This window comes from Aeromonas sp. ASNIH1 (assembly GCF_002934285.1).
GTDB classification, from domain to species: Bacteria; Pseudomonadota; Gammaproteobacteria; order Enterobacterales; family Aeromonadaceae; genus Aeromonas; species Aeromonas caviae.
This window is the reverse complement of record NZ_CP026228.1, coordinates 2,492,370-2,516,948: the sequence shown is the minus strand read 5'-3', so window position 1 is coordinate 2,516,948 and position 24,579 is coordinate 2,492,370. Positions and strand designations below refer to the sequence as shown.

Here is a 24,579-nt window from a genome sequence, read left to right as displayed (position 1 = left end):
AAACAAAGGGTTAGCGTGCAACATCACGCGGTATCACGCATTCCGTGCGGAGCTCTGCCGCCACTTTGCCGCCATTTTTCACCTATGAGTGAGGGCTGATCAGAGGGTTTAATCTGACCGCGTCATCCAAATGTTCGGGGGCAAAATGGGCGTACCTCATGGTCATGGTGATGGTGCTGTGACCGAGGATTCGCTGTAGGACAAGGATATTACCACCATTCATCATAAAATGGCTGGCAAACGTATGTCTGAGCACATGAGAAAGTTGGCCCTCCGGCAGGTTCACCCCGGATTTTTGCGCGGCATACTCAAATGCGTCATAGCAGGGAGGGAACAACCTGCCTTCATGGATGCCGCGTTTGGGGATCAGTTCATAGAGCTCTGGCGAGATGGGGACCGAGCGATTGCGCTTGCTCTTGGTCTGGGTGAACGTCAGCCGATACTTGCTCACCTGGGCGCTGGTCAGCCCCTGCACCTCAGACCAACGCGCCCCGGTGGCCAGACAGAGTTTGACCACCGTGGTCAACGCCGGAACCCGGGAGGTCGCGCAACTGGCCAGCAGCATGTCGATCTGCGCTGCCGTGAGGTAGGTCATCTCCGATTCATGGGTTTTGACCTGCCGCAGGCCAGTCAATGGGTGGGGGTTCACCCATTCCCCCAATCGGATCAGCTCTCCAAACACCGCATTCAGCAAGCGCTGTTCGTCGTTCACCGTTTTGGGCCCAGCGGCCCGATCACGGCAGCGGCCAGGGAAGATGATGGCTCCAGTGAGTCGCCCTTCCCGGTACGTGGCGAAATGCCCTTTGTTGAGATCGACCGCATAGGGGTTGCCCATCGCCTCGGCCATCAAGTCGAGTTTGCGCTTGACCTGTTCGCCAGAGACCAGTGTCTGCCCATGCAAACGGAACCAGAGGTCGATGACGTCGGACAAGCGCCGCTTGTCTTCGGTCACCTTGTTGGCGGTGAGCCAGGGGTTGCTGTTGCTCTCTTCCAGCAACCACTTTTCCCAGGCCAGCGCCTCGCCCTTGGTGGCGAAGCGCTTGCGCTTGCGGGGGCCTTCACGGCCTTGGGGATAGACTTCGGCAAGCCAGAGGCGAGGCTTGCCGTCGTCGAGTTTTCGGACGGTCACGAGACTTTGGGTTCGATAGACAACATCAGCCCGGTGAGTTTGCTAGCACCAGATGAATATTTGACGTTACCCACCTCATGCTCCACGGTCTCCCCGCTATCGAGGTTCTGCATTGAATCGGTGATCATGCCCATAATGAGCTTGCTCATCGTCTCCTTCTTCTGCTCTGGGTTCACAATCTGAGAAACGATAAGCGGCGTAACAATGGCCTGAACGATTTCATTGGAATCCTGTGAGCCACTGAACAGATACATGAAGCTCGTCACCTTGCCACTGCTCTTATCAATCACCCCGACCAGCCCAATATTGTTGCTGAACATATGAGTGAAAGTGTCATTCACCTGTCCATCTTTGATGACCAGCTTCCCGATAGAAAATGAGGGGTCAATAGTTCGAGCGATCTTGTTGAACTTCTGGGTGAACAATGTGGGAGTCAGATCGAATGTCGCTGCAGGCTTTGATTCCACCGCCACTTCTGGTTCTTCGGTTGCAACCTCTTTGTCGGCATCCGAAGTTACAGGGTTATTCTCCCAACTCTGTTCTGCAGGCTCAGTCTGCTCAATGGGGGTGGCTTCTGCGGTGGTGGTCGGTTGCTTATCTGCACCGCCACTGAGAGCCAACATCAATGTGAACAGCAACCAGGCAAAAGAAAATAGCCGAGCCCGCTGGCTGTAACCTTTACCCAAGGTGAACCATGCGAACAGCATGGGTAGAAGGACGATGCCGACCTTAAGCCGAGTGCTGGTCTTTCGCTGCACCGCAGCTTGTTGGCTCTCGGGTTCCGGGACTATCACAGGGGGAGTGTTGGGCCTTCCACAGTGTGGGCAGCTCACCGCAGCATCAGAGATCTGATGTTTGCAATCAGGGCATTCAATGAGGGACATGTTTATCACCGTTGCTTTTTGTTGTTGTACCAGGCGATACCCATGCCGCCTGGCATGGTTCTAGCTCATTTCGCTATAGGATTCAGGCAGCTCGCCAGTCTCAACCAGCAGCCTGATTTGCTCATCGCGTACCAATGGCACCCCGAGCTCGTTGGCCTTTTTCATCTTCGACCATCCGGCGTTGTCACCGCAGCACAAGAAATCGAGCGAGGCAGATACCCCCGTCACCACCTTCATGCCAGCAGACTCTGCCAGCTCAGTTAACCCGGCTTTATCGGCTTTGCTGAACCCGGTGAAGCAGACCTTGAATGAGTAATCTTGTGGGAGTTTCGGGCCATGATAGTCAGGTGCTGACTTGATTTGCTGGATCCGGTCAGCATAACGGGCCTCTGCTTGCTCGAAGGCTGTCAACGCCTCTTCGGGCGTATCGAACACATCGATCACCCGGTCAGCGCGAAGAGACACGAAGGTCGGGTATTCGCTGGTAGATGGCTCGGCATCGGCCGCCACCGTCACCTGGTGGCCATAGACCAGGTTGCGCTCTGGGTTGGTGTGGTAAACGGCGACTCTCTTGGCAGAGAGCACGCCTTTATTGTTCAAATAGAGAATATTGAACACTGGCACTTCTGTGCCCTGATACCGGATTGACTCAGAAGAGTGAAGATCAAACACGGTTAGCCTCCTGCTATATCAGAATTTTTTACCCGCCCATGCCACGCGGCCGACGATATGCACATCGGCCCGTTGGTCCTTGGTCACCACCTGGGTTTCATAGCCAGGATTGTCAGAGATGACCTTGATCCCGCCGAGCACGTCGAATTGCAGCCGCTTCACCAGCAGGCTGTCGCCAATGCGCAGCACATAGAGGCCATCGCGCAGGGCATCGCCGTTGCACAGGTTCACCAGGATGATGTCGTTATTGCTGATTGTGGGCTCCATGCTGTCGCCCTTGGCGCGGATGACCGCCAGCCGTTCCGGTGCCAGCCCCTCTTTCTTGAGCCAGTCAGTGCGAAACGCCATAGGCTCGGTTTTCAGCTCGTCGGAGACGGTGGCGCCGAACCCGGCCGACGCAAACACCTGGTAGCAATCGACCAGGGTGTAATCCTGCATCTGGTGGTAAGCAGCGCCGGACTCTGCGATCCCAGTCACGTCGTCACTCTGAGCTGCACGTGCATAGGCGGGGACTTCGGGGTGCTCTGTCGCCTGTTCAGGTTGTTCACCCAAACCAAGGCAGAGCCAGAGGAACAGCCGCGGTTCGTGCCCGCAGATTTGAGATACCAGCCCGATGGAGGGCATCGTTTCACCTAGACAATATTTCCTGACAACCGCATCACTCACGCCGACTCTCCGGCCAAATGAACTATAAGTCTCTCGACCTACCAGTTGTTTCATCCTCTTGGCAAAATCTTCCAAATCAAAGGCTGTGCCGTTAAGAATCTCCATAGATTTACACCCCTGATCACAGATTCACACTTTTAGGTTGCGCGATATCGCATCAGCGGATACTCTTACTTAAAATCAGCAATGCACACCAATCGTCGGGATAGTGAGTGCATTTCTGTCTACAGGTAAAAAGTAAACGCATAGGGGCGCAGTATGACGCAACGTGACACCGAAAAACAGCCTTTAGGGGCGCATGCCGCACCGATAGGTGACGCGGTTCAACCTCCAGTTGACGCACTGGCAGAAGTGCTGCGCCAGTTGGAAACCATCAAACAGAGCCTTGCGCTCACCATGCTGCCGGCCATTCCGCTGGACGCCTTCCTCACCATGCTGCGGGACGAACTCAAGTTCGACCTGCCACTGCGCACCGCCCAGGACATGATCAGCGACGGGCGCCTGCCCATCGTTCCCAAACTGCGTGCTGGCGACAAGCCGTGGGTCAATCTGCACCGCTGGCGCGAGATGACCAAGGAGCCGGAACACTACTTCAAGTTCGTTCATGAGAACTCCCGTCGTCGTGTGGCCAAGGATTCGACCAGTAAGTCGCGTCAGCGCGCTGCTGCTTGACCTAACGGTAGCGATTGAGCACAGGGGGATAAAGTGTCAAACCAGCGCACTCGTTCACACAGCCACTTTGCAGGGGCCTGCGACCTGTTCAAGCAGGCGCACAACATCAGCCAATTGGCTGAAACCATCGGCATGTCACACCACGTGCTGCACAACAAATTCAACCCGGCGTGTGAGCGGCACAACCTGACTGCGCACGATCTCATCGCCCTCTACCACGCCACCGGCGACGACACGCTGTTTGATGGCCTGCTGTTTGACTGCGGCCTGACCGCCGTTCGTCTGCCGGTAGCTGCCCAGGTTGCCCCAGAGGCCCGCGCCCAGCAGGCGCTCAATGCAGGGGCCCAGATCCTGGGCGTCACGGCCCAGGCCACCACCCTCCTCGCCGGTGACCGCGTCACCAAATCACACCGAAACACCGTCGTCACCGGCATCTGGGCAGGCATCGAGCACCTTGTGCTGCTGGCTACCGAGGTCGAGGACCGCTTTCACGCCATCCCCAGCCTTGCGTGCGCTGCTGATATGGCCCGCGCCGCCATCGGCGCATAGGAGACCAGACCATGAGATTGATTTGCCCCCACTGCGGTTACCACGCGAATACCCGCACCTCCACCAAAATGAGCCCGCTGACAGGCCACGCCTATTACGCCTGCAGCAATGTCGACTGCGGCCACACCTTCAAGGCGGCGTTTGAAATCGTCGGCACCATCAGCCCATCCGCCATGCCCAATCCGGCCATCGTGCTGCCGTCCTGCAAGGGCGTGGGCAAAAACCACAACACCATGTCGAAGAGCATCCCGCTCAAGGAGTCCGCATGAAGCTGCGCGCCGAGCAGCCGGGGCTGATCCCGCTGCCGTTTTTGCTGTTCAACCGCGCCACCGTCGTCACCAGCGGTGACGAGCCGGTGATGCGCAACACCACCCGTTTCGACGGCAGTTATCTGGAAGACAGCCAGGGCCGCCGTGGCTCGCTGCGCTTCCAGCCGTGCCATCAACCTCGCCCGCACTGGCTGACCAAGCTGCTGCAGGCATAACCGGAGGGCCACCCCATGAACACCGCACAGATTTTCGAGCTCGTTCAACAGCCCAGCGCCGCAGAGGTAGCGCTGGCAGAAATGCGCGCCCAGTTCGGCCGCAATGGGGCGGCCAGCCGCTGGTCACGCTTGCCGACCCGGGCCCGCGCCGTCATTTGTTACGCCGCCGGGGTGTCGACCACCCAAGCCGGGCGCGAGCTGGGCCAGTTCGACTTTGACCAACAAGAGGCAATCCGCCTCGCCCTGGGGGAGCTGATGGCAACCCTGCATGAGTTTGATGGCGGCGTGCTGCACCGCCGCGAGTGGCACCGCACCACCCGCCGCATTGAGGGGCCGACCCGCAGCGAGCGGGAACAGGCAGAACACGAGAACAAGCGCCGGGCCGAGCTCAACGAGCAGGCCGGCATATTGGAAAGCCGCAGAGCGGTTTTGCAGAAGGTGGCCGGAAGCGGCCAATAAAAAACCCCGCTATCGGTGCGCCAACACCAGCGGGGCTTTCAATCAATCAGCGAGGAAAACCTCATGAACAATCTTACAGCAGAACAGGCGATCCGCAAAGTCGCGAACAGCCTCATTAATACCCACCGCCCCCAGCTCGGGGCATGTCACAGCCTCGCCATCGAGGCGAGCCTTGAGGCCCTGGCCGAACTGGCCGACGAGCTGGCCCTGCTCGACATCTACGCCGAGCTGACCAAGCGCCTCGAGATCCTGCAGGGTGGCCAGCGGCCCCACATCATCGGCGTGGACATGGCGGCCCCAGTCCATGACGTCACCGTGATATTCCAGCCGCCTTTTGCCCATGAGCTGCAAGGGGGTGCCCAATGATCGCCATCACCAGCAAGCACATCGCCCCCTCTCCCGCCGATGCCGTCGCCTACCTGGTGCGCCACGGCTACATCAACGTCAAAAACTGCTGGCTGCGTGGCCAGCGCCAAGCCGCCCGCATCGAGCCGCTGCCGTCTGGCCGCGTCCGTGTTCTGGAAGGAGTAGCAGCATGAGCAAGGTCTATGTGAACCCCATGGCAATGCGGGCCCGTCTGGGTGCCGAGTTGGCGGTGCTGGATTTGTCAGGGGTAGCCACTGACTCGGCCTGCGGTTTGGGAAATTGGTTCGACGATCTCGGCGAAGCGCTTTCTGGCGAGTTTGTCGGTGAAGTGAATACCAGCATGGTCGCCATGTCGCTTGCAGTTGGGCGCATGAACGAAATGTCAGCAGTCGAGCTGAGCCAGCGGATGGATGCCTTCGAAGACACCGGAGAGCTGGTCGCGCAGTTACTGGCGGAGGTGAATAAGGTTGTTGGCCTGCGCCGAGAGGATTTGGCTGTCACTCGGTCAGCGGTGTTGCTGCTGGCGATGTATGGAGCGCTGGCATTGGCCAGCCGAGAAGCCAATGCAGACAGCGAAGATGAGGAGTATCCGGCATGAGCAACACCATCATGACCCTCGCCTCCTTGAAGCAGTGGATAGCCGAGAACGAAGCGCGCCTGGTGCCGACCGCCCCGCTCTGCTGCTGCGGTGAACTGGGGATCTCCATCCGTATCGAGGCAGGCTATGTCGCCATCGACGAGCCGGATTTCAGCGACATGGAAGGGGGTGCCCTGTGACTGATGACATGTTCGAACTGGAGCCGCCGATCGACGAGCTGGGCGGCGCCGAATCTGGCCCGGCCCACATGCAGCCGCCGGCACCGGTCAGCCCACTGACCAAGCACTGGGAGGCAGCGCAAGAGGAGTTCAGCACCTCGGGCAGTGATGCCCGCCGAAACCGCAACATCGCCCAGGAGTTGCTGGCCCTGGGCGCCATCCGCGCCGTGTATTGGCTGGCGCTGGGTGGCGGTGAAGTCGCACTGGCCAAAGAGATCGCCGAGTGGTGGGCCGAGTGCGAGCCACTCCACGGATTGGGGGAGACCATCAAATGATCCACGACTTCTGGCTCGATGCCATGTTGAGCGACGCGGCGCGCCGCCGGGAATACCAACTCGAGTTACTGGATGCCCGTCGCCGTCCCTGCCGTCCCCATCGATATATCAAAGCCCTACTGGTCATGGTGCGCGCGGCCCGCCGCTGCGAGCACCAATCTGCCGCCCGTCTGCGCCAGTCATACAACGGAGGCGCCATCTAATGACTCACCATAAACCAGCCGGGCTTGCCCCGGCTTTGGGCGTCGTGCGCCCTGCAAACAGCAAAGCAGCATCGCAACAAGTCTACGACTTGGCGAATTTGGACCAGCAGAGCCTTGAGAAACTGGAATGGATGGCCGACGAGTGGGTAAACCGGCTGCAGGACGTCAGGGTGCGCCCTGCATTCCGCATCAACACCGCCGCCCAGGTCACGCTGGAGCCATGCACCAAGTGCCGCCAGATGGCGGTTTGCCTGCCGGTAGCGGGCCGACACGGTCGCCGCTCTTACCCCTACTGCGTCGAAACCTGCTGGCCACTGGCCCGCGCCGCCAGTGAAACCGTGGTGAAGACCGTCCCGGCCAACGACCGCCCCTCGATGCGCTGCAGTTGCTGCGGCGAGTTCGGCCATGTGCGCCCGGTCATCCTGGGCGGCAACCGGCTCACCAGCCTCTTTTTCTGCGAGGCCACCTGCTGGTCTGATCGGCTCGCCACCCTCGACATGGTACCGACCTGCACAGCCTGCGGCCGCTACCTGCAACCCAACGAGTATGTGAACGGTAAGTGCGAGGTGTGTAAATGATGGACGCCATCACCAACCTGCACGGGATACAGCTGCCCCAGCACTACCTGGTCGGGCACCATGCCATCAACATGGCCGGGGCGGCCGAACAACTCGCCCGCATTGAGTGGCACGTTGCCAAGCCGCTGGCCGCGACCTTCCTGCGCCGCTACCCGGCCAACCCCAAGACCGCCAACATCTGGCTGCGCCGCATGGTCGACGCCTGCGCCGCCGCACAGAGCCGGTTTCCGGTACCGGTGATTGATCTTCGCAACGATGTGCGCCGCGAGCTGGTTGCCGCCGAGTGGGCCAGTCGCTGCCAGCAACTGCTGGCGGCGGCGGGCCATGAGCGCACCGCCACGGAGCTGCTGGCCGATATCGGGGCCCAGGCCAAGGCGTGGCACTTCTGCCCTCCCCTCCCCATTCACCCGCGCACCAAGGTGGAGCGCCTGCTGGGCCGCCCTCTGAGCCAGGCCGAGCGGGACGATCTGGCCGACGAGGTGGACAAGTTCGAAGGGGCCGCCGCCAGCTTGCTGGTGCGCCTGCTCGACGAGTCGTGGTGGCTGCGCAAGATCAACCGCGCCTGGGCCATCTACTGCGAGCTGATTGCCATCCTCACCGGACAGGTGCGCAAGGGGGTCAGCCCCTACGCCAGTGCGCACGCCGTGCGTGAGTTCACCCAGCGTAAAGCAGCCCAGCAAGCCTGGATGGCTGGCATGAGCGCCGTCAACGAAGAGCTGGGGCAAGAGATTGACCTGGTCGATGCGGTGATGGGCTCGGTCGCCAACCCCGAGATCCGCCGTCATGAGCTGATGGTGCGCATGCGGGGCTTTGAAGACATGGCACAGGAGCAGGGCAAACTGGGCCTGTTCCTGACGCTGACCGCCCCCTCCAGCTATCACGCCTGGCGCCAGGGCAGCAAAGACAAGGCGAAGACCTACCAGAATGAGAAGTTCAACGGCGCCTGCCCGACCGAGACCAACCGCCTGCTGTGCAAGCAGTGGGCGCGCTTTCGGGCGGCACTGGCCCGCGAGGGGATCATGGCCTTCGGTTTTCGGGTTGTGGAACCGCACCACGATGGCACCCCGCACTGGCATTGCCTGCTGTTTATCAACCCCGAGCACCAACGCGACTTTCTGACCCTGCTTGCCTACCACTTCACCGCCGCCGAACGGGCAGAGCTCAAGATGCCCAACGGCGACCAGCTCGATGCGCTGGCCGAGATGAAAATCCGCAACAAGATGCCGCGCATCAAGTGGCTGCTCGATGTGAACAGCCCGGCGGTGGTCAAGGCCATCAACCCACGGGTGAACTGGAAGGAGATCGACCCAACCCAAGGCAGCGCCACCGGCTACATCGCCAAGTACATCGCCAAGAACATCGACGGCCACAAGGTCGGGATGGATTACGAAGCAGAGGCCCCGGTCGACCACACCACCATCGCGGTCGCGGCCTGGGCGAGCTGCTGGCGTATACGCCAGTTTCAGCAGATAGGCGGCCCTGCTGTGAGCGTATGGCGCGAACTTCGCCGCCTGGGTGACGAGGTAATCGAGTGGGATTGCATCCTGGAAGCCGCTCGCACCGCCGCCGACAACAACCGCTGGGGCGACTTTATCGACGCCATGGGCGGCATTGACCTGCCCCGCAAAGAACACCTGATCCGCCTCTCCAAGCGCCTCGATGAAGCCGCCAACAAGTATGGCGAGGATGTGCTGCGCCTGATGGGGGTGATCACCGACATCGGCATGACCACCGCCATCACCCGCACCGAGGGTTGGCAGATAGTGCGCAAGGGGGTCAACGGGTCGGGTTTGGGCGAGCAGCGCGAGCCTGCAGTGGGCGAGCGCAGCGAGTTGCAGTCAGGCGGCGGCAGCCGCCCCCCTCGGAGTTCTGTCAATAACTGTACGAAAGGATCCAAATCGGGGGTGAAAGGATCCGCTCTGGCTAAAGAGCTGGGCCGAATGGGTCTTGATGAAAGCAACGCCGCCCTGCTGCTGCACGGCAGCATCATCCACGCCGACGGCCAATATGTGCGACTGGTCGGCGATCGGCTGATTGTGAGCCGCAACTGGCCGGGTGCCGGCGATGCCGTGGCCGACCAGCTGACCGCCGAGGCCGAGCAGGCCAGCAAGCGGGCAGCCAGCAGCGATACGCTGAAACAGCAGGCCCACGAGCTGATGCACTCAGGCGGCAGCGTCACCGAATGGCTGGCCGCCCTGCCGCTGGCGCAGGCCGAAGAGGCGATCGCCATCTTCACCCGCCTGCTGGATGACGAAGAGGACCGGGCCAGTTACCAGCCCACCGAACAGGAGCAGGCCCGCGTCGACTGGCTGAAAGCAGACAACAAGCGCCATGAAGCAGAAATCGCAGCGGCCCGTCAACGCAGGGGCCTTTAACTAAGGAGGTGTGTATGAAGAAGAAACCAGCCTACATGCTCTGGACAGGCACCATTGTGTGCAAAACCACAGGAAAAAAGCTGTGGATTGCCGAAGGCTGCCACTACGACAAGGCCAACCCTGGGGCCCGCGAATGGCTTAACCCCACCTTCAATCCAGACGAATACGAATTTCCAAAGCCAGAGGAACCAAGAGAAACATGGTCGCCTTATGCAGAGGGGGAATAACGTGCAGGACATCATCCCCCGCGCCAACGTGGAGCGCCTGCTGCCGCTCTGCCAGCGGCTCTGGCCCATCATCCAGCAATACCCGCCGGGATCGGCAGGTCGTGCCGCCATTACCCACGAACTCGACAGCCTGCCGGCAGCCGACCGCTATCTCTGCGATCTGCTGCTCGACCGCATGGAGCGGGTCATCCGGTTCGAGGATGCTTGGTTCCCGTTCTACCAAGGTGAGATAGACACCATCACCCCACCCAAGAAGGCAAAGCGGGTGCTGCCTGCTGGCCCAACACCCAAGCAGGTCTGGAAGGCCACCAGGGCGCGGCAGGGCGCGTTTGCCAAAAGATAATGTCCTTACTTCACCACCGGCAGCTCGCCGAGCGCGGTGGTATAGCGGGGGCTTAACTGCTCTCGCTTCATCATCCACTCCCGGGTGTCCCGACCGCGAGCCGCGAAGTAGACCTTCCCCAGCCGCCCCTGGTTGATCTTGTCGATGACCTGCATCAGCGCCTCGTTAGGTGGGGTGATGGTGCCGATTTTCCTCGGCAAGGACCAGAGAAGACCTGAAAGACCCTAAAAGGCCCAGAAAGGGAAAATAAGGGGCAATCAGAGACTACCAGGGTTGATTGGTGGCGCAATGTTGCGCGATACTGCGTAATATACAAAATTGAATATTACTCACCGAGCATCTGTTTGGTGACGTCCACCCCATCATTGAAGAGGATCACGCTATGAGCGGCCATCTCAATGAGAAGCAACTCCAGGCCAAAATCCGCCCTGGGAAAAGCAAGCGAATCACTAGCGACTCATTCAAAGCCAAAATGGCTGAGGGCTTTGTTACCGTGGCAAAGAACATGGAAACAGAGCGGTGGAAGTGATTTTGCCGTTTTGATTGCGGTATGAATGAACTGCGCATCGACTGGTCAGTTATCGGCCAGGACATGCAAAACTCACTCAGTGAGGAAGGAACAAACCATGTTTAACGAAGAGCGTGTGGCACAAATGGCCGCCTTCCTGCTTTCCAAGCGGGGCGGACGAATGGCATACCTCAAACTGATGAAACTGCTCTACCTGAGTGATCGGGAGTCCATGAGCCGTTTCGGTGAATCCATCAGCGGAGACCTCATGGTGTCCATGCCCCATGGGCCCGTGCTGTCACAGACGTTGAATCTGATCCGCGGTGGCGGTGAGCATGCTGACGGCTGGAATGAGTGGATCTCGGGCGAAGCGAATTACGAGGTGGCAATCCGTCGCAACGTGTCCGACCGGGACGACTTCGACTTGCTCAGCGATGTGGATTTGGAAATCCTGACCAAGGTATGGCACGAGTTTGGGCACATGACTCGATACCAAATCCGTGACTACACCCATGACCATTGCCCGGAGTGGCAAGACCCCAGAGGCAGTGCTTACCCCATCAAGGAAGAAGACCTGTTTTTGGCAGTCGGCAAGTCGCCGGAAGTGGCTGGCGCCATGGCGCAGCATCTGCGCGAACAACGCCAGCTCGACGAAATCACCAGCAGGTTGCGCTAATGTCGATAGCACTCGTGCGAAGAGGCACGCTGCTGATCCCATCGGGCGCAACCAATCATCTGTTTTTTGTCTGTAACGACCCCATTCTTTACCCCAGAAACACCAAAGCAAGCTTTCTTGCGGTCAATATCAGCAGCATCGCCCCCAACATCGAGCATGATCGGACTTGTGTGCTTGATGTGGGGGATCACCCTTTCGTGCACCACCCTAGTTTTGTCTTTTACCGCAAAGCCGAGATTTTCGGTGCAGCAACGGTCGGCGAACAAATCGCGGCTGGTGACATTCAAACCCACGCCATCTGTGAAGAGCCAACCTTTGCACGCATCTTGGCCGGGTTTGACCTGTCTCCACACGTCACCCCCTTGATCCGCAACTTCTATCGTAAATACTGCCTTCCCCAACCCTGAGCAGTCCTGCGCTCCCTGACTTTGTGTATGTTTCCTGCCGAAACTAACGTCCCCTTCCTTGCGTAGAACCGGTACCCTGCCGGCGGTGTTGTGCTGCTGGGCAGGGGTGATGGTGCCGATTTTCCCTGATAAGCGCGGATGCGGGCCGCAGGGGGCCGGAAAGGGACAAAAAGGGAGCATCGGGGACTATTGGGGTTGATTGGTGTCGCGCTGTTGCGCGATACTGCGCGGGCAACGGCAAAATCCGTTGCCGGGATTTGCACCCCGCCAAACCCAAAGCGCACAACACGCGCCTGCGTGTTTTTTTGTGCGGCCCAGTTGTACCCGCAATTTCAGTTATGGCGGGCTGGGCAGGGCAGCCCTCGGGCTGGCCGGTCTCTTTGGGTCCCGGTAGTGCAAACCCTGTTCAGCTCGTCACCAGACCGAGATTTGCACCTCTTTTGGTGACGTTTACTTTGTTGACCCAAAGGAACGCATCATGAACAGCATCCGCTTCCATGACACCCAGTTCACCGTTATCCCCCACCACGGCCAACCCTGGCTGACCGCAACCCAGATCGCCCAAGCCCTTGGCTATGCCAGCGAGAAGTCGATCAGCAATCTGTATCGCCGCAACGCGGACGAGTTTTCCCCCTGCATGACCGGGGTCACCGAATTGATGACCCCGGGAAATCCTATGCCGATCCCAGTTCGGATCTTCTCCCTGCGCGGCGCCCATCTGATCGCCATGTTCTCCCGTACTGCACTCGCCAAGGAGTTCCGCCGCTGGGTGCTCGATGTGCTGGACCGGGAGACCGCCGCCCATCCGCAGCCTCTCACCGTGCTGACCGATGACGAACTGCACTCGCTCGCCTGGCTCTGGCGCGCCGCCGATTACATGATGGGGGCCGCCCGCCGCATCTATCCCCTGCTGGAGGTGGCCGAACACCGAGAGGCCGGCACCTACTACTCCATCATCCACGAATACCCGATGACCCTGGCCGCCGCCCAGCGCATCCTGGCCGACAAGACCCGCCATGTTCAGCCCACCACCCACGGCAACCGCGACTGGAACAGATTGATCCCCCACCTGCACCGCCTGCCGACCGCAAAAAGTTGGTAATTGTGACCGGTCACGCACTGAGGTGCGTGACCGGTCTCTTTTGTATGTGTACTCTACAAAAAAAGATGGAGAGCTTTGACATATGAATAAACGCTATCAGGTTTTTGTTAGTTCAACATATGCAGATTTACAGGATGAACGAGCTAAAGTAATTCAAACACTAATGGAAATGGATTGTATCCCAGCTGGAATGGAATTATTTCCAGCCATGGATGAGGAACAGTTTGAATTTATTAAGAAGATTATTGATGACTGTGACTACTACCTACTTATATTAGGTGCTAGATATGGCTCCATATCCGTGGATGATGGCCTTAGCTATACAGAAAAAGAGTATAACTATGCGAAAGATAAAGGCATGAAAATCATCGCTCTTGTCCATGGAGAACCGGATCAATTACCTGTTGCCAAGACAGACAGAAATCCAGAGCTGTATGAAAAGCTTGTTAAATTTAGAAATGAGGTGTGCACCAACAGGCTTGTCAAGTTTTGGAAATCAGCAATAGAGCTTCCCAGTCTAGTTGCCCTTAACCTACCCAAGACAATTAAAGCTTATCCTGCTGTAGGTTGGGTGAGGGGAAATACAACCACCTCATCTGAAGTCTTGGAAGAACTACGTTTAGTAAAAAATGAAAATGATGAACTGAACAAAAAAATACAGGAACTTAATCAACTGCTGGGCTCTTATTCTAGTGTCGACATCCCAGACTTGGCAGGATTGGATCAATCTATAAAAATTACTGGGCATTATAGAAGGGCAGGAAAAAACTATGAGGATTCATGGGAATGCGTAAATACAATCGGCGAGCTTTATAGTTTAATTTCCCCCTCGATTATGAACACACCGAGCGACACTAATGCGCGCTTACTCATTAAAAACTGTATCTTGGAAAGCTTAAACATTAGAAATGTTTTTACCTCTAGCATTAATGAGCAAAACTTCCATACACTTAAAATCCAACTTGAAGCGCTTGGTTTAATTAAGATCAAGCAGGGCAGAACAAAAGATGGTGGTCTTGCACTATTTTGGCATATGACTGAAAAAGGAAAAAAATTAATGATAGAGCTTAGAGTAATTAGAAAAAACTAGTTCTGTCAGATTACTTCTGCCTCATATTAAAATTAAGACCAAGCCCCTGTTGCTTTCATTGGTTGGAAAATGAAAAAATCTGACGGAAAGTGAAGGATCGCAAAAAGGATCCGTTATCCTCCGCGCGGCCAGTGCTGGCGCGGGGAGCCGCTCCCCTCCCCCAGCCGTTCACCTGCATGGAAATCGACACATAAAGCGGGCAGGCGTGGCGGGGTCCCGATTGCGCGCCAGCGCTGCGCAGGGGGTCGTAACAGGCCGCCATGGCTCACCGGTGAACGCAGGGAGAGCCAGCCGGATTTGGGCGCGGTGCTGAGTGGGTTTGAAGGGCGATCGCGTAGCGGGCCGCTGGCGAGCCTAGGCGGGGGATCGTCCAGGTGAACCAGATGGAGGCCGACCGATGCCATGCGCCGGCAAAAGAAAACCCCGCCAGGTGGCGGGGTGTCGGGATGCGATCGGAAAGGTCAGCGCGGCAGGTCGCCATGGCTGGCCTGCTCGATGCCGGCGGCCAGCTTGTAGGGGTTGAACCGGATCACCTCCTCCCCTGCCCAGTCATTGAGCGCCAGCAGGCTGGCCTTGATGCTGTCGATCTCGTTGATGTCGAACACCTGGGCGGCCTTGGTCACATCGCCGAACCCGCCCGTGCTGTTCGGCATCACTCCCATCAGCTGGGGCGGTACCCGGTGGGTGGCCAACTGGTCGTCGCGGCTGACGTTCTTGATGGAGAGAAAATCATCCTTGGCCGCCACCTCGGCCACCGGGATCAGCTTCACCCCGTCCTTGCTGCCGTTCGGGGTGTAGAGCAAGAGGTTGCGGAAGTTGCCGGGCCCCTTGCTCTGGCGCAGCGCCTCACGCAGGGCCGCAATGTCGCCCTCGTTCTGCACCGCGTCGGTGATGTGCATGATGAACCCAGCGTGGGATCCATTCTCGTAATACTTGCGGCGGAACAGGGTGGCCGACTCGTTGAGCAGGGTAGAGTTTAGCCCGCCGACATAGTCGGGGATGCCGTAGATCTCCTGGTTGATGTCGCTCTCCATCACATGGCCAACCCGCCCGGCCGGCAGCGCCTGCTCCTGGCCGGGCTGGGCAATCCACCAATAGGTGTCCAAGTCCAGGGCGCGCCGGGTGTACTTGGCCCGCAGGTGGTCATAGCGCAGCACCCCGCCGAGTCGGTTCTGCACCGCCTGCAGATAGCCGTTGCCGAAGATCAGATAGTCCAGCGCCAACCCGGTGAAGGCGGCCAGGCTCAGTTTCGGATGCGGGATGAAGCAGGAGCGCAGGATATTGCGCTTCACCTGGATGGCCGAGGCGTGATGCACCCCAGCCCGATAGACCCGGGACAGCCCATTGAGGGAGAGGGGCGGCTCGTACCAGCGGCCGTTGTGCATGGCCTCCAGGTAGTCGAACACCTCCCGTTGCGATAAGACGGGAACCGGCTCGCCAAAACTGAACGCCTCGATGGCCGCGCCGGGTTTCTGGGTCGCCGTCACCGGCGAGGTATGGCGCTGTGGGCGGCGCTTTCTCATGCGAAAATCTCCATCATGCTGGTATTGGCACCGGTGGCACCTGCCAGCGGTTCATGTAACAGGGCCTGCATCGTGGCCCAGGCAATATCGGCGTGGCTGGTTTCCTCTGACCGGCTGGCCTCAAAGGTCGGCAGCTTGCCGCCCGCGGTCACGGCGCGGCGGATGCTCATGAACGCCTGGGCGAGGTCGGTCCAACCGCTGTCAAACTCCAGCCGCCCCTTGTTCATCACATCCTGCGCCTTCATCACCATCTGGATTTTCACGCTCGGGTTGTACTGGATAGGGGTCGCCGCCGGGTAGAACTGCTTCACCAGCTGGTAGACCCCCTCCCCGATCCCGGTCGTGTCGATGCCGATGTAGCACACGTTGTAGCGCTCGCACATGGCCTTGATGGCTCGCGCCTGGGCGTCGAAGTCCATCCCGCTCCAGCGGTGGCGCTCCAGCACCCGGAACTTGCCGCCGGGCACCGCCGGCGGAGCCAGCACGGCGCAACCCGCGCTATCCCCCTGCCCACCCTTGGCCGGGTCATAGCCGATCCACACCGGCCGGCTACCCAGCGGACGCAGGGCAAAGGGCTTGTAGTCGTCCCACAGTTCCCAGCTGTCGACCATGCAGCGCTGCAGGGTGACGAGCGGGAACACGCTCGAGGTGTCATCCATGAAGATGCACATCAGCAGGTTGAGGTATTCCTCCTCGGAGTACTCGCTGCGCAGCTGATCCAGGTCGAACAGGTCGCAGCCACCGCGCACCGCATCTTCGACCGTGACAATCTGCCGCCACTGACCATCGGCGCACAGCTTACCGCTGGCAAGATTGGCGTGGCTCAGGTCAATCTCGACCCGGTCTGCCTTCGCCTTGCCACGGTTGAAGTTGGCGCCGGACCAGAACGCATAGGCGGGATGGGAAAGGCTGGATGGGGTGGAAATGTAGGTCTGGCGCCACTTCTTGTGCATCGCCATGCCGGAAGCCACCTTGCGGAACTCAAGGAAGCCATGGATCCAGAAGTACTCATCCATGTAGATGTTGCCGTGGTAGCTCTGGGCGGTGCGGGCGTTGGTGCCGAGGAAGTAGAGGTGCGCTCCGTTCGGTAGCACCATGGGGTCGCCCTTGAGCTCCACCCCCTCCTCCTTGGCAAACTGGATGATGTACTGCTTGAACACATGAGCCTGCGCCTTGCTGGCCGACAGGAAAATCTGGTTGCGCCCGGTGACCAGGGCATCGATGAAGGCCTCGAAGGCAAAGAAGTAGGTCGCCCCAATCTGGCGAGACTTGAGCAGGTTGCGGATCCTGTGCTGGTTGCCAGCCTCGTACCAAGTGCGCTGGTAGCCAAACATGGTGGACTCGAAGCGCTCGATCAGCCGCTCTTGCTGTTCGGGCTCCACCACATTGCGCTCGGGTGCCTTCTTCGGCCCCTTGTTGCGGTTCGCCACCTTGGGGTTGAGGTCGGCCTCATTGCCTCCGTTGCTGTACTTGTTGACCCGGGCGATCCGCTCCAACTGCCTGCCCAGCAGGTCAATCTCCTTGAAGTCGCCGCCGGTTTTCACCTCCTTGGCGATCAGCTGGCACATCCGCGCCTCGATGGCGAAGTCGACCCGGTCAATGGGTTTGATGTCATCCCAGCCGTCGCGCTTCTTCCATGTCGAGACTGTCCCCTCCGGCGTCTGCAGCAATTCAGAAATGGCGCGGAGCGGATAGCCCTGGAAGAACAGGTGCATGGCCTGCCGTCTGGGTTCGATATGGGGGAAGAGTAAGGGTGCTGTCATGGCGCCAGTCTACCCAGTCGCTACCGCTCAAAACGCCCCCGCGCCAGTGTGCCAGCGCCGTACACACTGGCCGCCGATTGCACGATCCAGCCTGTCACCCAGACCATAACCGCGACATCACCACCCAATCACCAAAGGGATCCCAGCTCATGGCGAAGAAAGCAAAATTCAAGCGCGTCGCGGTGGCAGGCCAAACCACCGACGGCCGCACCATCGCGCCGGAATGGCTCACCCAGGCAGCCAAAAACTACAACCGCGAAAAATACGGCGCCCGCGTCAACCTCGAACATTTCCGCAGCCTCTATCCGGACAGCGCATTTCGCGCTTATGGCGATGTGCGCAGCGTCTACGCCGAAGAAGTCGAGATCGATGGTGAAAAGAAAATGGCCCTGTTTGCCGAAATCGACCCCACCGACGATCTGATCAAACTGACCAAGGCGCGCCAGAAGGTTTACACCTCCATCGAGCTGGACCTCGACTTTGCCGGCACCGGTGAAGCCTATCTGGTAGGCCTGGCCGTCACCGACAGCCCGGCAAGCCTCGGCACCGAATACCTGCAATTCTGCGCTGGAGCAGGTGAGAAAAGCCCTCTGGCATCCCGCAAACAGAAACCGGCCAACTTGTTCAGCTCAGCTATCGAGACGGAGATCGAACTCTCCGACGAAGGCGATAAAGGCCCCTCTCTGGCCGAGCGCATCGCCGCTCTGTTCTCTACCCACAAGAAGCAATCCACCGCCGATTTCAGCGATGTGCACAAGGCAGTCGAGACAGTCGCGAAAGAGGTCACCAGCCTCGATGCCGACCTGCAGAAGAAGTTCACCGAGCAGGCCCAAACGATCACCGAGCTGACCAGCAAACAGGATGCCACCGCCAAGGCGCTGGCCGACCTCACCGCCAAGCTGGAGGGCCAGGAAGCGTTCAACCAGCAACGCCCGCCCGCCACCGGTGGCGATGGCACCTCCATTCAAACCGACTGCTAAGGACCATGCCCAATGCGTAACGAAACCCGCCAGAAGTTCAACGAGTTCACCGGCCAGGTGGCCAAACTCAACGCCATCACCAGTGCCATGGTGCAGTTCAACGTGCAGCCCAGCGTCCAGCAGACCCTGGAAACCAAGATGCAGGAGTCGGTCGCCTTCCTCGGCATGATCAACGTCATCCCTGTCGATGAGATGAAAGGCCAAAAGGTCGGTATCGGCATCACCAGCACCATCGCCGGTCGCACCAACACCGACACCAAAGACCGCCAGCCCAACAGCCCGCATAGTCTCTACGACCAGAGCTACGAATGCGCCCAGACCAACTTCGACACCCAGATCGGCTACGGCCAGATCGACGCCTGGGCCAAGTTCCCCGACTTCCAGACCCGTGTTCGTGACGCCATCCTCACCCGTCAGGGGCTGGACCGCATCATGATCGGCTGGCATGGCACCACCGCCGAACCCGACACCGATCGCAACGCCCATCCCCTGCTGCAAGACGTCAACATCGGCTGGCTGCAACACATCCGCACCGACGCCCCGGCCCAGGTCATGAGCGAGGGCACCGAGGGCAGCGGCAAGATCTACATCGATGCCACCGACGGTGATTACAAAAACATCGACGCCCTGGTATACGACGTTGTGAACGAGCTGATCAAACCCTGGTATCAGGACGATACCGACCTGGTGGTCATCTGTGGCCGCAAGATGCTCTCCGATAAATACTTCCCCATCATCAACGATGCGGGCGACAACCAGAACAAACTGGCTGGTCAGGTGCTGGTAAGCCAGAAGCAGATCGGCGGGCTCAAGGCCGTGCGCGTCCCCTTCTTCCCCGAAGACAAGCTGCTCATCACCAAGCTCAGCAACCTCTCCATCTACTGGCAGACCGGCGCCCGCCGTCGTTACATCGAAGACGAGCCCAAGCGCAACCGCATCGTCAACTACGAAAGCACCAACGACGCTTACGTGGTCGAGGACTACGACTGCGCCGCCCTGGTCGAAAACATCGTCATGGGGCCGAACCCGGCCCCCGGCGAGTAAGGGGGTGACATGACTCCCGCCCGCCGCCACCGCGAAAGAGCACTGGCCGCCCTGCAAGGGGCGGCCAATCCCCAATTCGACCAGGCCCGCGCCAACGCCTACGAACTCCAGCTGATGCAGTTGGCCGAACATCGCCGCACCCTCAAGGGTATCCAGAGCATCGAGCGCAAGATCGACGCCAAGCGCACCATGCTGCCGGTCTACAAGCCGTGGATTGACGGCCTGCTGGCCACTGATCGCGGCGGACAAGATGACGTCCTGGTCACTGTCATGCTCTGGACCCTCGACACTGGCGATCTCGAAGGGGCCTTCAACATGGCTGACTACGTGATCCGCCACGGCCTCAGTACCCCGGACCGCTACGAGCGTACCGCCGCCACCCTGATCGCCGAAGAGGTCGCCGACACCGGCATCAAGCTGCAAGAGGCAGGCACGGGCCCCAGTTATGGCCTGCTGTGCGCTTACCTAGAGCTGCTGACCCACTCCGACATCTTCGACCAGGTGCACGCCAAGCTGCACAAAGCCGTGGGTCGCGCCGCACTGGCCGAAGGGTTCAAGGAGCAGGCCGCCCAGCACTACCGCCGCGCACTCGAACTGCACGACAAGGTGGGCATCAAGAAAGATCTCGAAGTGCTTGAGCGCGACATCAAGAAGGAAAAAGAAGCCGCAAAGGCAGCCAAAGCAGCGGAAGAACAGGCAGAAGCAGAACAAGCCGCCAGAGACGCCGAGCAAATGGCAGCCGAAAGCGGCGCCACCGAACAGCAAGGCCCCGCCCCCGGCGAGCCCAGCTAACCGAGCGAACCCCGCACCCTGGGCGGCTCGGGCCTGACGAATGCGTTTCGCATACCAGACGGCCCGACCACCGCCCAACAAGCGGAAAAGGAACACCATGAGCACCGGATTCATTGCCAATGCCACCACGTCGCCAGCCGAAGGGGAGATAGACTCCAGCCCCTTCTGGCCGGCGATCTCGCTGCCTGACCTGCGTGACACCGTCCGACTCGATGGTACCGTCACCACGGCCCGCCTCAAGCATGCCGTGATCGACGCCATCACCAGCGTCAACCGGGATCTGGCTGACTGGCGCCGCGCCCGTGAGGCAGAAGGGGTCACCACCCTGGCCGCCGTACCGGGCGAGGTCATCAATGGCGAATCGGCGTACCTGCACAGCTATCGGCGCGCCGTCTATGCCATGAGCCGCGCCAACCTGCTGGAGCGTTACACCGACTACAGCGCCACCGGTGATGGCGTCAAAGGGGCCGATGCCAAAATCATCAGCTCTGACGACCTCTACCGCGACGCCCGCTTTGCCATTCGCGACATCCTCGGTACCACCCACATCACCGTGGCGCTCATCTGATGGAGCTGCGCAGCCAACAGGGTGACACCCTCGACCTCATCCTGTTCCGGCACTACGGCTACACCGCAGGCATCACCGAGCAGGTGCTCGCACTCAACCCCGGTTTGGCCGCGCTCGGCCCCATCCTCCCGACCGGAACCCTCATCACAATGCCAGCGGCCCCCACCCAGGCCGAGCAGCCGCTGATCCAGCTATGGGACTGACCATGAGCCGCCTCGACGACGAACTCGAACGACTGGCCGACATCAGCGAGCAGCAACTCGCTGCCCGCATCCACGCCGCCCGCATCAGTGGCACCGGCCCGCACTACTGCATCGACTGCGAAAACACCATCCCGCAGGCGCGCCGTGAAGCGATCCGAGGCTGCGAACGCTGCGCCGAGTGCCAGACCATCTACGAATTCCAAACCGCTCGCCACTACGGCAGCAAACGATAAAAACAGGAGAGCACGATGCCAGAACCCATTTCATCCAGTGCAGCAACCAGCACCCTGAGCGCCTTGGCGTTGCTGTCCCTCTTCCCGGGCGTAGACCCCGGCGTCCTGCTCGGTGCATTCGCCGGGGCGCTGGTGTTCATCGCCACCACCGACGAGCTGGGCAACCTGCGCAAAGCGGGCCTGTTCGTTGCCGCCTTCGTGGCGGGGGCACTGGCGGCGCCGCTGGTTGCCGCCATGCTGGCCAGCGTACTGCCACTCAGCGTCGAGGTCCCCAGGGCTGTCGGCGCAATGCTCGCCTCGGCGCTGGCCGTCCACCTGTTGCAGTGGATCCTGCGCAAAACGCCGGAAGACCTGCTCAAACTCCGCAAAGGGGGCTGACATGCTAACCATCCTCTACGCCATGATCTGCGCCGCCATCGCGCTGCGTATCGCCACCTTCAACCGCAACGGGGGCGACTATCGCCCCCTCCCTGCCGTGCTGGCCTGGCTGCTCACCTTCGCCGCCGGTTCCGTGCCCCTGCGAGCCATGATCGGGGCACTGCCCGCTCCTGACCCCGCCGCCGTCCTGCTGGCCTCTGTCGTACTCACCGCCCTGATCGGTTCCCGCGGATCCGTCATGCGCCTGCTGCCACGCCGTCGTCAGCAACCGACCACCGCCAGCCACCTGAACGGGAGATTTCAGCCATGAGCCTGAAAAAAGGGGATACCGGCGCCGCTGTCGCCGACCTGCAGCGTCGCCTGGCCAAAGCCGGTTATCCGCTCGATCCGGATGGCTGGTTTGGCGATGCCACCGAGCGCGCCCTGCTCGCCTTTCAGCGGGACTACATGATCACCGCCATCGGCCAGGCTGGCCCCCGCACCATGGCCGCCCTGCTCGGCAGCGAGCGGGGCAACCAGTTGCGCATCGATGACATGCAGGCTGGTGCTGACCTGCTGGGCCTGCCGCTGGCCACCATGGCCACCGTCGCCCAGGTCGAGAGCATCGGCGAGGGGTTCACCACCGACATGCGCCCGGTGGTGCTGTTCGAGCGGCATGTGTTCTACAAGCAGCTCACCCAGCACCTGGGCAAGGCCGTCGCCGACCAGATGGCCGCCAGCTACCCCAACCTGGTCAACCCCAAGCGCGGCGGCTATGCGGGCGGCGCGGCGGAGTGGGAACGGCTGCAGCTCGCCATCAGTCTGCACCAGGATGCCGCCATCGAGTCGGCCAGCTGGGGCATGTTCCAGATCATGGGCTTCCACTGGCAGGCGCTGGGCTTTGCCTCGGCCAGCGACTGGCAGGCTGCCATGCAGCGCAGCGAGGTCGAACACCTCACCGCCCTGTGCCGCTTCATCCAGCAAGATCCTGCCATGCACAAGGCCCTGCAGGGCCGAAAGTGGGCCGACTTCGCCCGCCGCTACAACGGCCCTGCCTACAAAGACAACGACTACGACACCAAACTGGCCAAGGCATACGACCACTTTGCCAAGGTCTACCCGGTGCTGGAGGTGGCGGATGTGGCTTAACCTCCTGCGCTCCCCCCTCACCTGGTTGCTGCTGGCCCTAGCCGTTGCCTTGGCTGGCTGGGGCTGGTCGGCCCGCTCTGCCGCCAAGGCTGAGGGCAAAGTCTCCACCCTGCAAAGCGACCTCAAGGCCGCCAGCAACAAGGCCAAAGAGGCCGAGCAGCGGGAGAAACTCAAAGACGGGGTGATCGATACCATCACCGACGAGCTGGACGCCCAGGCAACCGCCGCCGCCACGCTGCAACGCCAGCTTGGCGATCTGACCATCACGGCCGCCAACCGGGCCGATACCATCAAGAGGCTCAAACGTGAAAATGCTGAACTCAAGGAGTGGGCTGATCGCCCTCTGCCTGATCCTGTTATCAGGCTGCTCCAGCGCCCCGCCCTCACCGGCGCCGCAGATTATCAGGCTCACCTGTCCGGTCCAGGCGCCCTGCCAACTGCCGGCAGCCAACCCGGTCAATAACGGCGATCTGCTCGACCAACTGACCCAGACCGAGGCAGCCTGGGCCGCCTGCGCCGCCCAAGTCGACAGCCTTATCGCCTGCCAGCAACGCCACCAGAACGGGAGGGAACATGGAAAAGCCAAAACAGATCCGTGAGGTGCTGACCCGCTGCGTGCCTCACCTCAAGACCAACCCCGACAAGCTGCATATCTTCATCGCCCCGGGCAACGTCGAAAGCACCGGCGCCCGCTCGCTCTCGTTCGAGTGGCAATACCCCCTCACCATCGGCATCGAAGACTTTGCCGGCCACCCGGATCAGATCATGGTGCCGCTGCTGGCCTGGCTGCGCCAACACCAGCCCGAGCTGATGACCAACGACGAGCGGCGCAAGGAAGGCATCACCTTCGAGGCGGAATACCTCGCCAACGACCTGATGGATCTCATCATCACCGTCAAGCTGACAGAGCGGGTCAGGGTGTGGCAAAACGAGCAGGGCATTGGATGGGAGCACCTGCCTGAGCCGCCGGAAGACCCTTACGACGGCATCACCTGGGAACTCTTCATCAACGGGGAGCATCAGCCATGGCCGCCGACGACCTGAGCCGCCTGACCAGTTGGGCCGATGGCCTGCTGGCCAGCATGGAGCCCGCCGCCCGCCGTCAGTTGGCGGGCGAGATGGCCCGCACCTTGCGCACCAGCCAGGCCCTGCGGATCCGCGCCAACGTCCAGCCCGATGGCAGCCCTATGGCCCCGCGCAAGCCTCAGCCCACGCTGAAAAAAAACCGGGGACGCCTGCGCCGCAAGATGTTCTTCAAGATCAGTAACCCGTCCTGGCTCAAGGCCCGCGCCAATGAACATCAAGCAGTAGTCGAGTTTGTCGGCACCGCCAACCGCCTCGCCACCATTCACCAATATGGCCTCAAAGACCGCATCAAGGGCCGCGAGATCTCATACCCGGCACGGGAACTGCTCGGCATCACAGAACAAGAGCGGGACCAGCTAGAAACCACCCTGCTCGCCCACCTCACCAAAGGACTATAACC

40 protein-coding genes are annotated in these 24,579 nt (G+C 60.3%); 33 read left to right on the top strand and 7 right to left on the bottom strand.

The window, feature by feature from the left end:
* Nucleotides 1-82 precede the first annotated feature (82 nt).
* From C2U37_RS12310 to C2U37_RS25055, 4 genes are read right to left on the bottom strand one after another with little or no spacing between them, the layout of a single operon-like run.
* Nucleotides 83-1,129 carry a phage integrase gene (locus C2U37_RS12310; RefSeq protein ID WP_104452397.1) on the bottom strand — a complete coding sequence of 349 codons (1,047 nt, stop codon included), beginning with the start codon at nucleotides 1,127-1,129 and terminating at the stop codon, nucleotides 83-85.
* A complete protein-coding gene (locus C2U37_RS24870; RefSeq protein WP_199770441.1) occupies nucleotides 1,126-2,013 on the bottom strand; it encodes a zinc ribbon domain-containing protein in 888 nt (295 codons plus the stop codon). The genes C2U37_RS12310 and C2U37_RS24870 overlap by 4 nt, the downstream gene beginning before the upstream one ends.
* 60 nt (nucleotides 2,014-2,073) lie before the next feature.
* On the bottom strand, nucleotides 2,074-2,685 hold the full coding sequence (locus C2U37_RS12300; protein ID WP_104452396.1) for a BRCT domain-containing protein: 612 nt from the start codon (nucleotides 2,683-2,685) through the stop codon (nucleotides 2,074-2,076).
* 18 nt (nucleotides 2,686-2,703) lie between these two features.
* Nucleotides 2,704-3,456, bottom strand: a complete 753-nt coding sequence (locus C2U37_RS25055; protein WP_233768385.1) for a S24 family peptidase — start codon at nucleotides 3,454-3,456, stop codon at nucleotides 2,704-2,706.
* 258 nt (nucleotides 3,457-3,714) lie between these two features.
* On the opposite strand from C2U37_RS25055, the gene C2U37_RS12290 reads away from it, so the two are divergent.
* The 15 genes from C2U37_RS12290 to C2U37_RS12225 all read left to right on the top strand — a co-directional run bounded on the left by C2U37_RS12290 (nucleotide 3,715) and on the right by C2U37_RS12225 (nucleotide 10,698).
* Nucleotides 3,715-4,023, top strand: a complete 309-nt coding sequence (locus C2U37_RS12290; RefSeq protein ID WP_158656249.1) for a hypothetical protein — start codon at nucleotides 3,715-3,717, stop codon at nucleotides 4,021-4,023.
* A gap of 33 nt (nucleotides 4,024-4,056) precedes the next feature.
* Nucleotides 4,057-4,572, top strand: coding sequence for a phage regulatory CII family protein (locus tag C2U37_RS12285; RefSeq protein WP_104452394.1), 516 nt, complete (start codon nucleotides 4,057-4,059; stop codon nucleotides 4,570-4,572).
* 11 nt (nucleotides 4,573-4,583) lie between these two features.
* Complete coding sequence (locus C2U37_RS12280) at nucleotides 4,584-4,841, top strand: ogr/Delta-like zinc finger family protein (protein WP_104452393.1); 258 nt, start codon at nucleotides 4,584-4,586, stop codon at nucleotides 4,839-4,841.
* The gene (locus C2U37_RS12275; RefSeq protein ID WP_104452392.1) at nucleotides 4,838-5,056 is read left to right on the top strand and encodes a hypothetical protein; all 219 of its coding nucleotides are present in this window, start codon (nucleotides 4,838-4,840) and stop codon (nucleotides 5,054-5,056) included. The genes C2U37_RS12280 and C2U37_RS12275 overlap by 4 nt, the downstream gene beginning before the upstream one ends.
* 15 nt (nucleotides 5,057-5,071) lie before the next feature.
* Nucleotides 5,072-5,515 (top strand): hypothetical protein, encoded by a 444-nt coding sequence (locus tag C2U37_RS12270; RefSeq protein WP_104452391.1) that lies wholly within the window; start codon nucleotides 5,072-5,074, stop codon nucleotides 5,513-5,515.
* Between the two features lie 63 nt (nucleotides 5,516-5,578).
* Nucleotides 5,579-5,881: a hypothetical protein gene (locus tag C2U37_RS12265; RefSeq protein ID WP_104452390.1), complete on the top strand. Its 303-nt coding sequence runs from the start codon at nucleotides 5,579-5,581 to the stop codon at nucleotides 5,879-5,881.
* Nucleotides 5,878-6,054, top strand: a complete 177-nt coding sequence (locus C2U37_RS24865) for a hypothetical protein (RefSeq protein WP_199770440.1) — start codon at nucleotides 5,878-5,880, stop codon at nucleotides 6,052-6,054. The genes C2U37_RS12265 and C2U37_RS24865 overlap by 4 nt, the downstream gene beginning before the upstream one ends.
* Entirely contained in the window at nucleotides 6,051-6,479 is a 429-nt protein-coding gene (locus tag C2U37_RS12260) for a hypothetical protein (protein ID WP_104452389.1), read from the top strand. The genes C2U37_RS24865 and C2U37_RS12260 overlap by 4 nt, the downstream gene beginning before the upstream one ends.
* Nucleotides 6,476-6,658 carry a hypothetical protein gene (locus C2U37_RS12255; RefSeq protein WP_104452388.1) on the top strand — a complete coding sequence of 61 codons (183 nt, stop codon included), beginning with the start codon at nucleotides 6,476-6,478 and terminating at the stop codon, nucleotides 6,656-6,658. The genes C2U37_RS12260 and C2U37_RS12255 overlap by 4 nt, the downstream gene beginning before the upstream one ends.
* Nucleotides 6,655-6,972: a hypothetical protein gene (locus tag C2U37_RS12250; RefSeq protein WP_104452387.1), complete on the top strand. Its 318-nt coding sequence runs from the start codon at nucleotides 6,655-6,657 to the stop codon at nucleotides 6,970-6,972. Before C2U37_RS12255 ends, C2U37_RS12250 begins: the two co-directional genes overlap by 4 nt.
* The gene (locus C2U37_RS12245; RefSeq protein ID WP_104452386.1) at nucleotides 6,969-7,175 is read left to right on the top strand and encodes a hypothetical protein; all 207 of its coding nucleotides are present in this window, start codon (nucleotides 6,969-6,971) and stop codon (nucleotides 7,173-7,175) included. Before C2U37_RS12250 ends, C2U37_RS12245 begins: the two co-directional genes overlap by 4 nt.
* Before the next feature lie 89 nt (nucleotides 7,176-7,264).
* On the top strand, nucleotides 7,265-7,753 hold the full coding sequence (locus tag C2U37_RS12240; RefSeq protein ID WP_233768384.1) for a hypothetical protein: 489 nt from the start codon (nucleotides 7,265-7,267) through the stop codon (nucleotides 7,751-7,753).
* Nucleotides 7,750-10,128 carry a replication endonuclease gene (locus tag C2U37_RS12235; protein ID WP_104452385.1) on the top strand — a complete coding sequence of 793 codons (2,379 nt, stop codon included), beginning with the start codon at nucleotides 7,750-7,752 and terminating at the stop codon, nucleotides 10,126-10,128. The genes C2U37_RS12240 and C2U37_RS12235 overlap by 4 nt, the downstream gene beginning before the upstream one ends.
* 14 nt (nucleotides 10,129-10,142) lie before the next feature.
* Complete coding sequence (locus C2U37_RS12230) at nucleotides 10,143-10,355, top strand: hypothetical protein (RefSeq protein WP_005308768.1); 213 nt, start codon at nucleotides 10,143-10,145, stop codon at nucleotides 10,353-10,355.
* Between the two features lies 1 nt (nucleotide 10,356).
* On the top strand, nucleotides 10,357-10,698 hold the full coding sequence (locus C2U37_RS12225; protein WP_104452384.1) for a hypothetical protein: 342 nt from the start codon (nucleotides 10,357-10,359) through the stop codon (nucleotides 10,696-10,698).
* A gap of 5 nt (nucleotides 10,699-10,703) precedes the next feature.
* Here the strand turns inward: C2U37_RS12225 and C2U37_RS12220 are convergent, their stop codons facing one another.
* Entirely contained in the window at nucleotides 10,704-10,898 is a 195-nt protein-coding gene (locus tag C2U37_RS12220) for a DUF4113 domain-containing protein (protein ID WP_233768383.1), read from the bottom strand.
* 182 nt (nucleotides 10,899-11,080) lie between these two features.
* On the opposite strand from C2U37_RS12220, the gene C2U37_RS24630 reads away from it, so the two are divergent.
* The 5 genes from C2U37_RS24630 (at nucleotide 11,081) to C2U37_RS12200 (ending at nucleotide 14,481) form a co-directional block, all read left to right on the top strand.
* Nucleotides 11,081-11,227: a hypothetical protein gene (locus tag C2U37_RS24630; RefSeq protein WP_158656248.1), complete on the top strand. Its 147-nt coding sequence runs from the start codon at nucleotides 11,081-11,083 to the stop codon at nucleotides 11,225-11,227.
* 97 nt (nucleotides 11,228-11,324) lie between these two features.
* Complete coding sequence (locus C2U37_RS12215; RefSeq protein ID WP_104452383.1) at nucleotides 11,325-11,882, top strand: Panacea domain-containing protein; 558 nt, start codon at nucleotides 11,325-11,327, stop codon at nucleotides 11,880-11,882.
* The gene (locus C2U37_RS12210) at nucleotides 11,882-12,289 is read left to right on the top strand and encodes a hypothetical protein (RefSeq protein WP_104452382.1); all 408 of its coding nucleotides are present in this window, start codon (nucleotides 11,882-11,884) and stop codon (nucleotides 12,287-12,289) included. Before C2U37_RS12215 ends, C2U37_RS12210 begins: the two co-directional genes overlap by 1 nt.
* Nucleotides 12,290-12,767: 478 nt before the next feature.
* Nucleotides 12,768-13,391, top strand: a complete 624-nt coding sequence (locus tag C2U37_RS12205; RefSeq protein ID WP_104452381.1) for a P22AR C-terminal domain-containing protein — start codon at nucleotides 12,768-12,770, stop codon at nucleotides 13,389-13,391.
* 82 nt (nucleotides 13,392-13,473) lie between these two features.
* Nucleotides 13,474-14,481: a DUF4062 domain-containing protein gene (locus C2U37_RS12200; protein ID WP_104452380.1), complete on the top strand. Its 1,008-nt coding sequence runs from the start codon at nucleotides 13,474-13,476 to the stop codon at nucleotides 14,479-14,481.
* Between the two features lie 461 nt (nucleotides 14,482-14,942).
* Here the strand turns inward: C2U37_RS12200 and C2U37_RS12195 are convergent, their stop codons facing one another.
* A complete protein-coding gene (locus C2U37_RS12195) occupies nucleotides 14,943-16,004 on the bottom strand; it encodes a phage portal protein (RefSeq protein ID WP_104452379.1) in 1,062 nt (353 codons plus the stop codon).
* Nucleotides 16,001-17,767 (bottom strand): terminase ATPase subunit family protein, encoded by a 1,767-nt coding sequence (locus C2U37_RS12190; RefSeq protein WP_104452378.1) that lies wholly within the window; start codon nucleotides 17,765-17,767, stop codon nucleotides 16,001-16,003. Before C2U37_RS12190 ends, C2U37_RS12195 begins: the two co-directional genes overlap by 4 nt.
* A gap of 149 nt (nucleotides 17,768-17,916) precedes the next feature.
* Between C2U37_RS12190 and C2U37_RS12185 the strand changes: the two genes are divergently transcribed.
* From C2U37_RS12185 to C2U37_RS12130, 13 genes are all read left to right on the top strand, one after another.
* Entirely contained in the window at nucleotides 17,917-18,747 is an 831-nt protein-coding gene (locus C2U37_RS12185) for a GPO family capsid scaffolding protein (protein WP_104452377.1), read from the top strand.
* 12 nt (nucleotides 18,748-18,759) lie between these two features.
* The gene (locus C2U37_RS12180; protein ID WP_104452376.1) at nucleotides 18,760-19,791 is read left to right on the top strand and encodes a phage major capsid protein, P2 family; all 1,032 of its coding nucleotides are present in this window, start codon (nucleotides 18,760-18,762) and stop codon (nucleotides 19,789-19,791) included.
* Nucleotides 19,792-19,800: 9 nt separating this feature from the next.
* Complete coding sequence (gene gpM, locus C2U37_RS12175) at nucleotides 19,801-20,583, top strand: phage terminase small subunit (RefSeq protein ID WP_104452375.1); 783 nt, start codon at nucleotides 19,801-19,803, stop codon at nucleotides 20,581-20,583.
* 97 nt (nucleotides 20,584-20,680) lie between these two features.
* Nucleotides 20,681-21,151, top strand: a complete 471-nt coding sequence (locus C2U37_RS12170) for a head completion/stabilization protein (RefSeq protein WP_104452374.1) — start codon at nucleotides 20,681-20,683, stop codon at nucleotides 21,149-21,151.
* A complete protein-coding gene (locus C2U37_RS12165) occupies nucleotides 21,151-21,354 on the top strand; it encodes a tail protein X (protein ID WP_025327452.1) in 204 nt (67 codons plus the stop codon). Before C2U37_RS12170 ends, C2U37_RS12165 begins: the two co-directional genes overlap by 1 nt.
* Nucleotides 21,355-21,356: 2 nt before the next feature.
* Nucleotides 21,357-21,587, top strand: coding sequence for a TraR/DksA C4-type zinc finger protein (locus C2U37_RS12160; protein WP_182310783.1), 231 nt, complete (start codon nucleotides 21,357-21,359; stop codon nucleotides 21,585-21,587).
* A 15-nt stretch (nucleotides 21,588-21,602) separates the two neighbouring features.
* A complete protein-coding gene (locus C2U37_RS12155) occupies nucleotides 21,603-21,965 on the top strand; it encodes a putative holin (protein WP_104452372.1) in 363 nt (120 codons plus the stop codon).
* A 1-nt stretch (nucleotide 21,966) separates the two neighbouring features.
* On the top strand, nucleotides 21,967-22,275 hold the full coding sequence (locus C2U37_RS12150) for a phage holin family protein (protein ID WP_041214914.1): 309 nt from the start codon (nucleotides 21,967-21,969) through the stop codon (nucleotides 22,273-22,275).
* The gene (locus C2U37_RS12145; protein ID WP_104452371.1) at nucleotides 22,272-23,093 is read left to right on the top strand and encodes an N-acetylmuramidase domain-containing protein; all 822 of its coding nucleotides are present in this window, start codon (nucleotides 22,272-22,274) and stop codon (nucleotides 23,091-23,093) included. Before C2U37_RS12150 ends, C2U37_RS12145 begins: the two co-directional genes overlap by 4 nt.
* Nucleotides 23,083-23,556, top strand: coding sequence for an Rz-like lysis system protein LysB (gene lysB, locus C2U37_RS12140; RefSeq protein ID WP_104452370.1), 474 nt, complete (start codon nucleotides 23,083-23,085; stop codon nucleotides 23,554-23,556). The genes C2U37_RS12145 and lysB overlap by 11 nt, the downstream gene beginning before the upstream one ends.
* Entirely contained in the window at nucleotides 23,441-23,692 is a 252-nt protein-coding gene (gene lysC / locus C2U37_RS25050; RefSeq protein WP_233768479.1) for an Rz1-like lysis system protein LysC, read from the top strand. Before lysB ends, lysC begins: the two co-directional genes overlap by 116 nt.
* Nucleotides 23,667-24,137 carry a phage tail protein gene (locus C2U37_RS12135; protein ID WP_104452369.1) on the top strand — a complete coding sequence of 157 codons (471 nt, stop codon included), beginning with the start codon at nucleotides 23,667-23,669 and terminating at the stop codon, nucleotides 24,135-24,137. The genes lysC and C2U37_RS12135 overlap by 26 nt, the downstream gene beginning before the upstream one ends.
* Nucleotides 24,119-24,577 carry a phage virion morphogenesis protein gene (locus tag C2U37_RS12130; protein WP_104452368.1) on the top strand — a complete coding sequence of 153 codons (459 nt, stop codon included), beginning with the start codon at nucleotides 24,119-24,121 and terminating at the stop codon, nucleotides 24,575-24,577. The genes C2U37_RS12135 and C2U37_RS12130 overlap by 19 nt, the downstream gene beginning before the upstream one ends.
* Nucleotides 24,578-24,579: the final 2 nt, after the last annotated feature.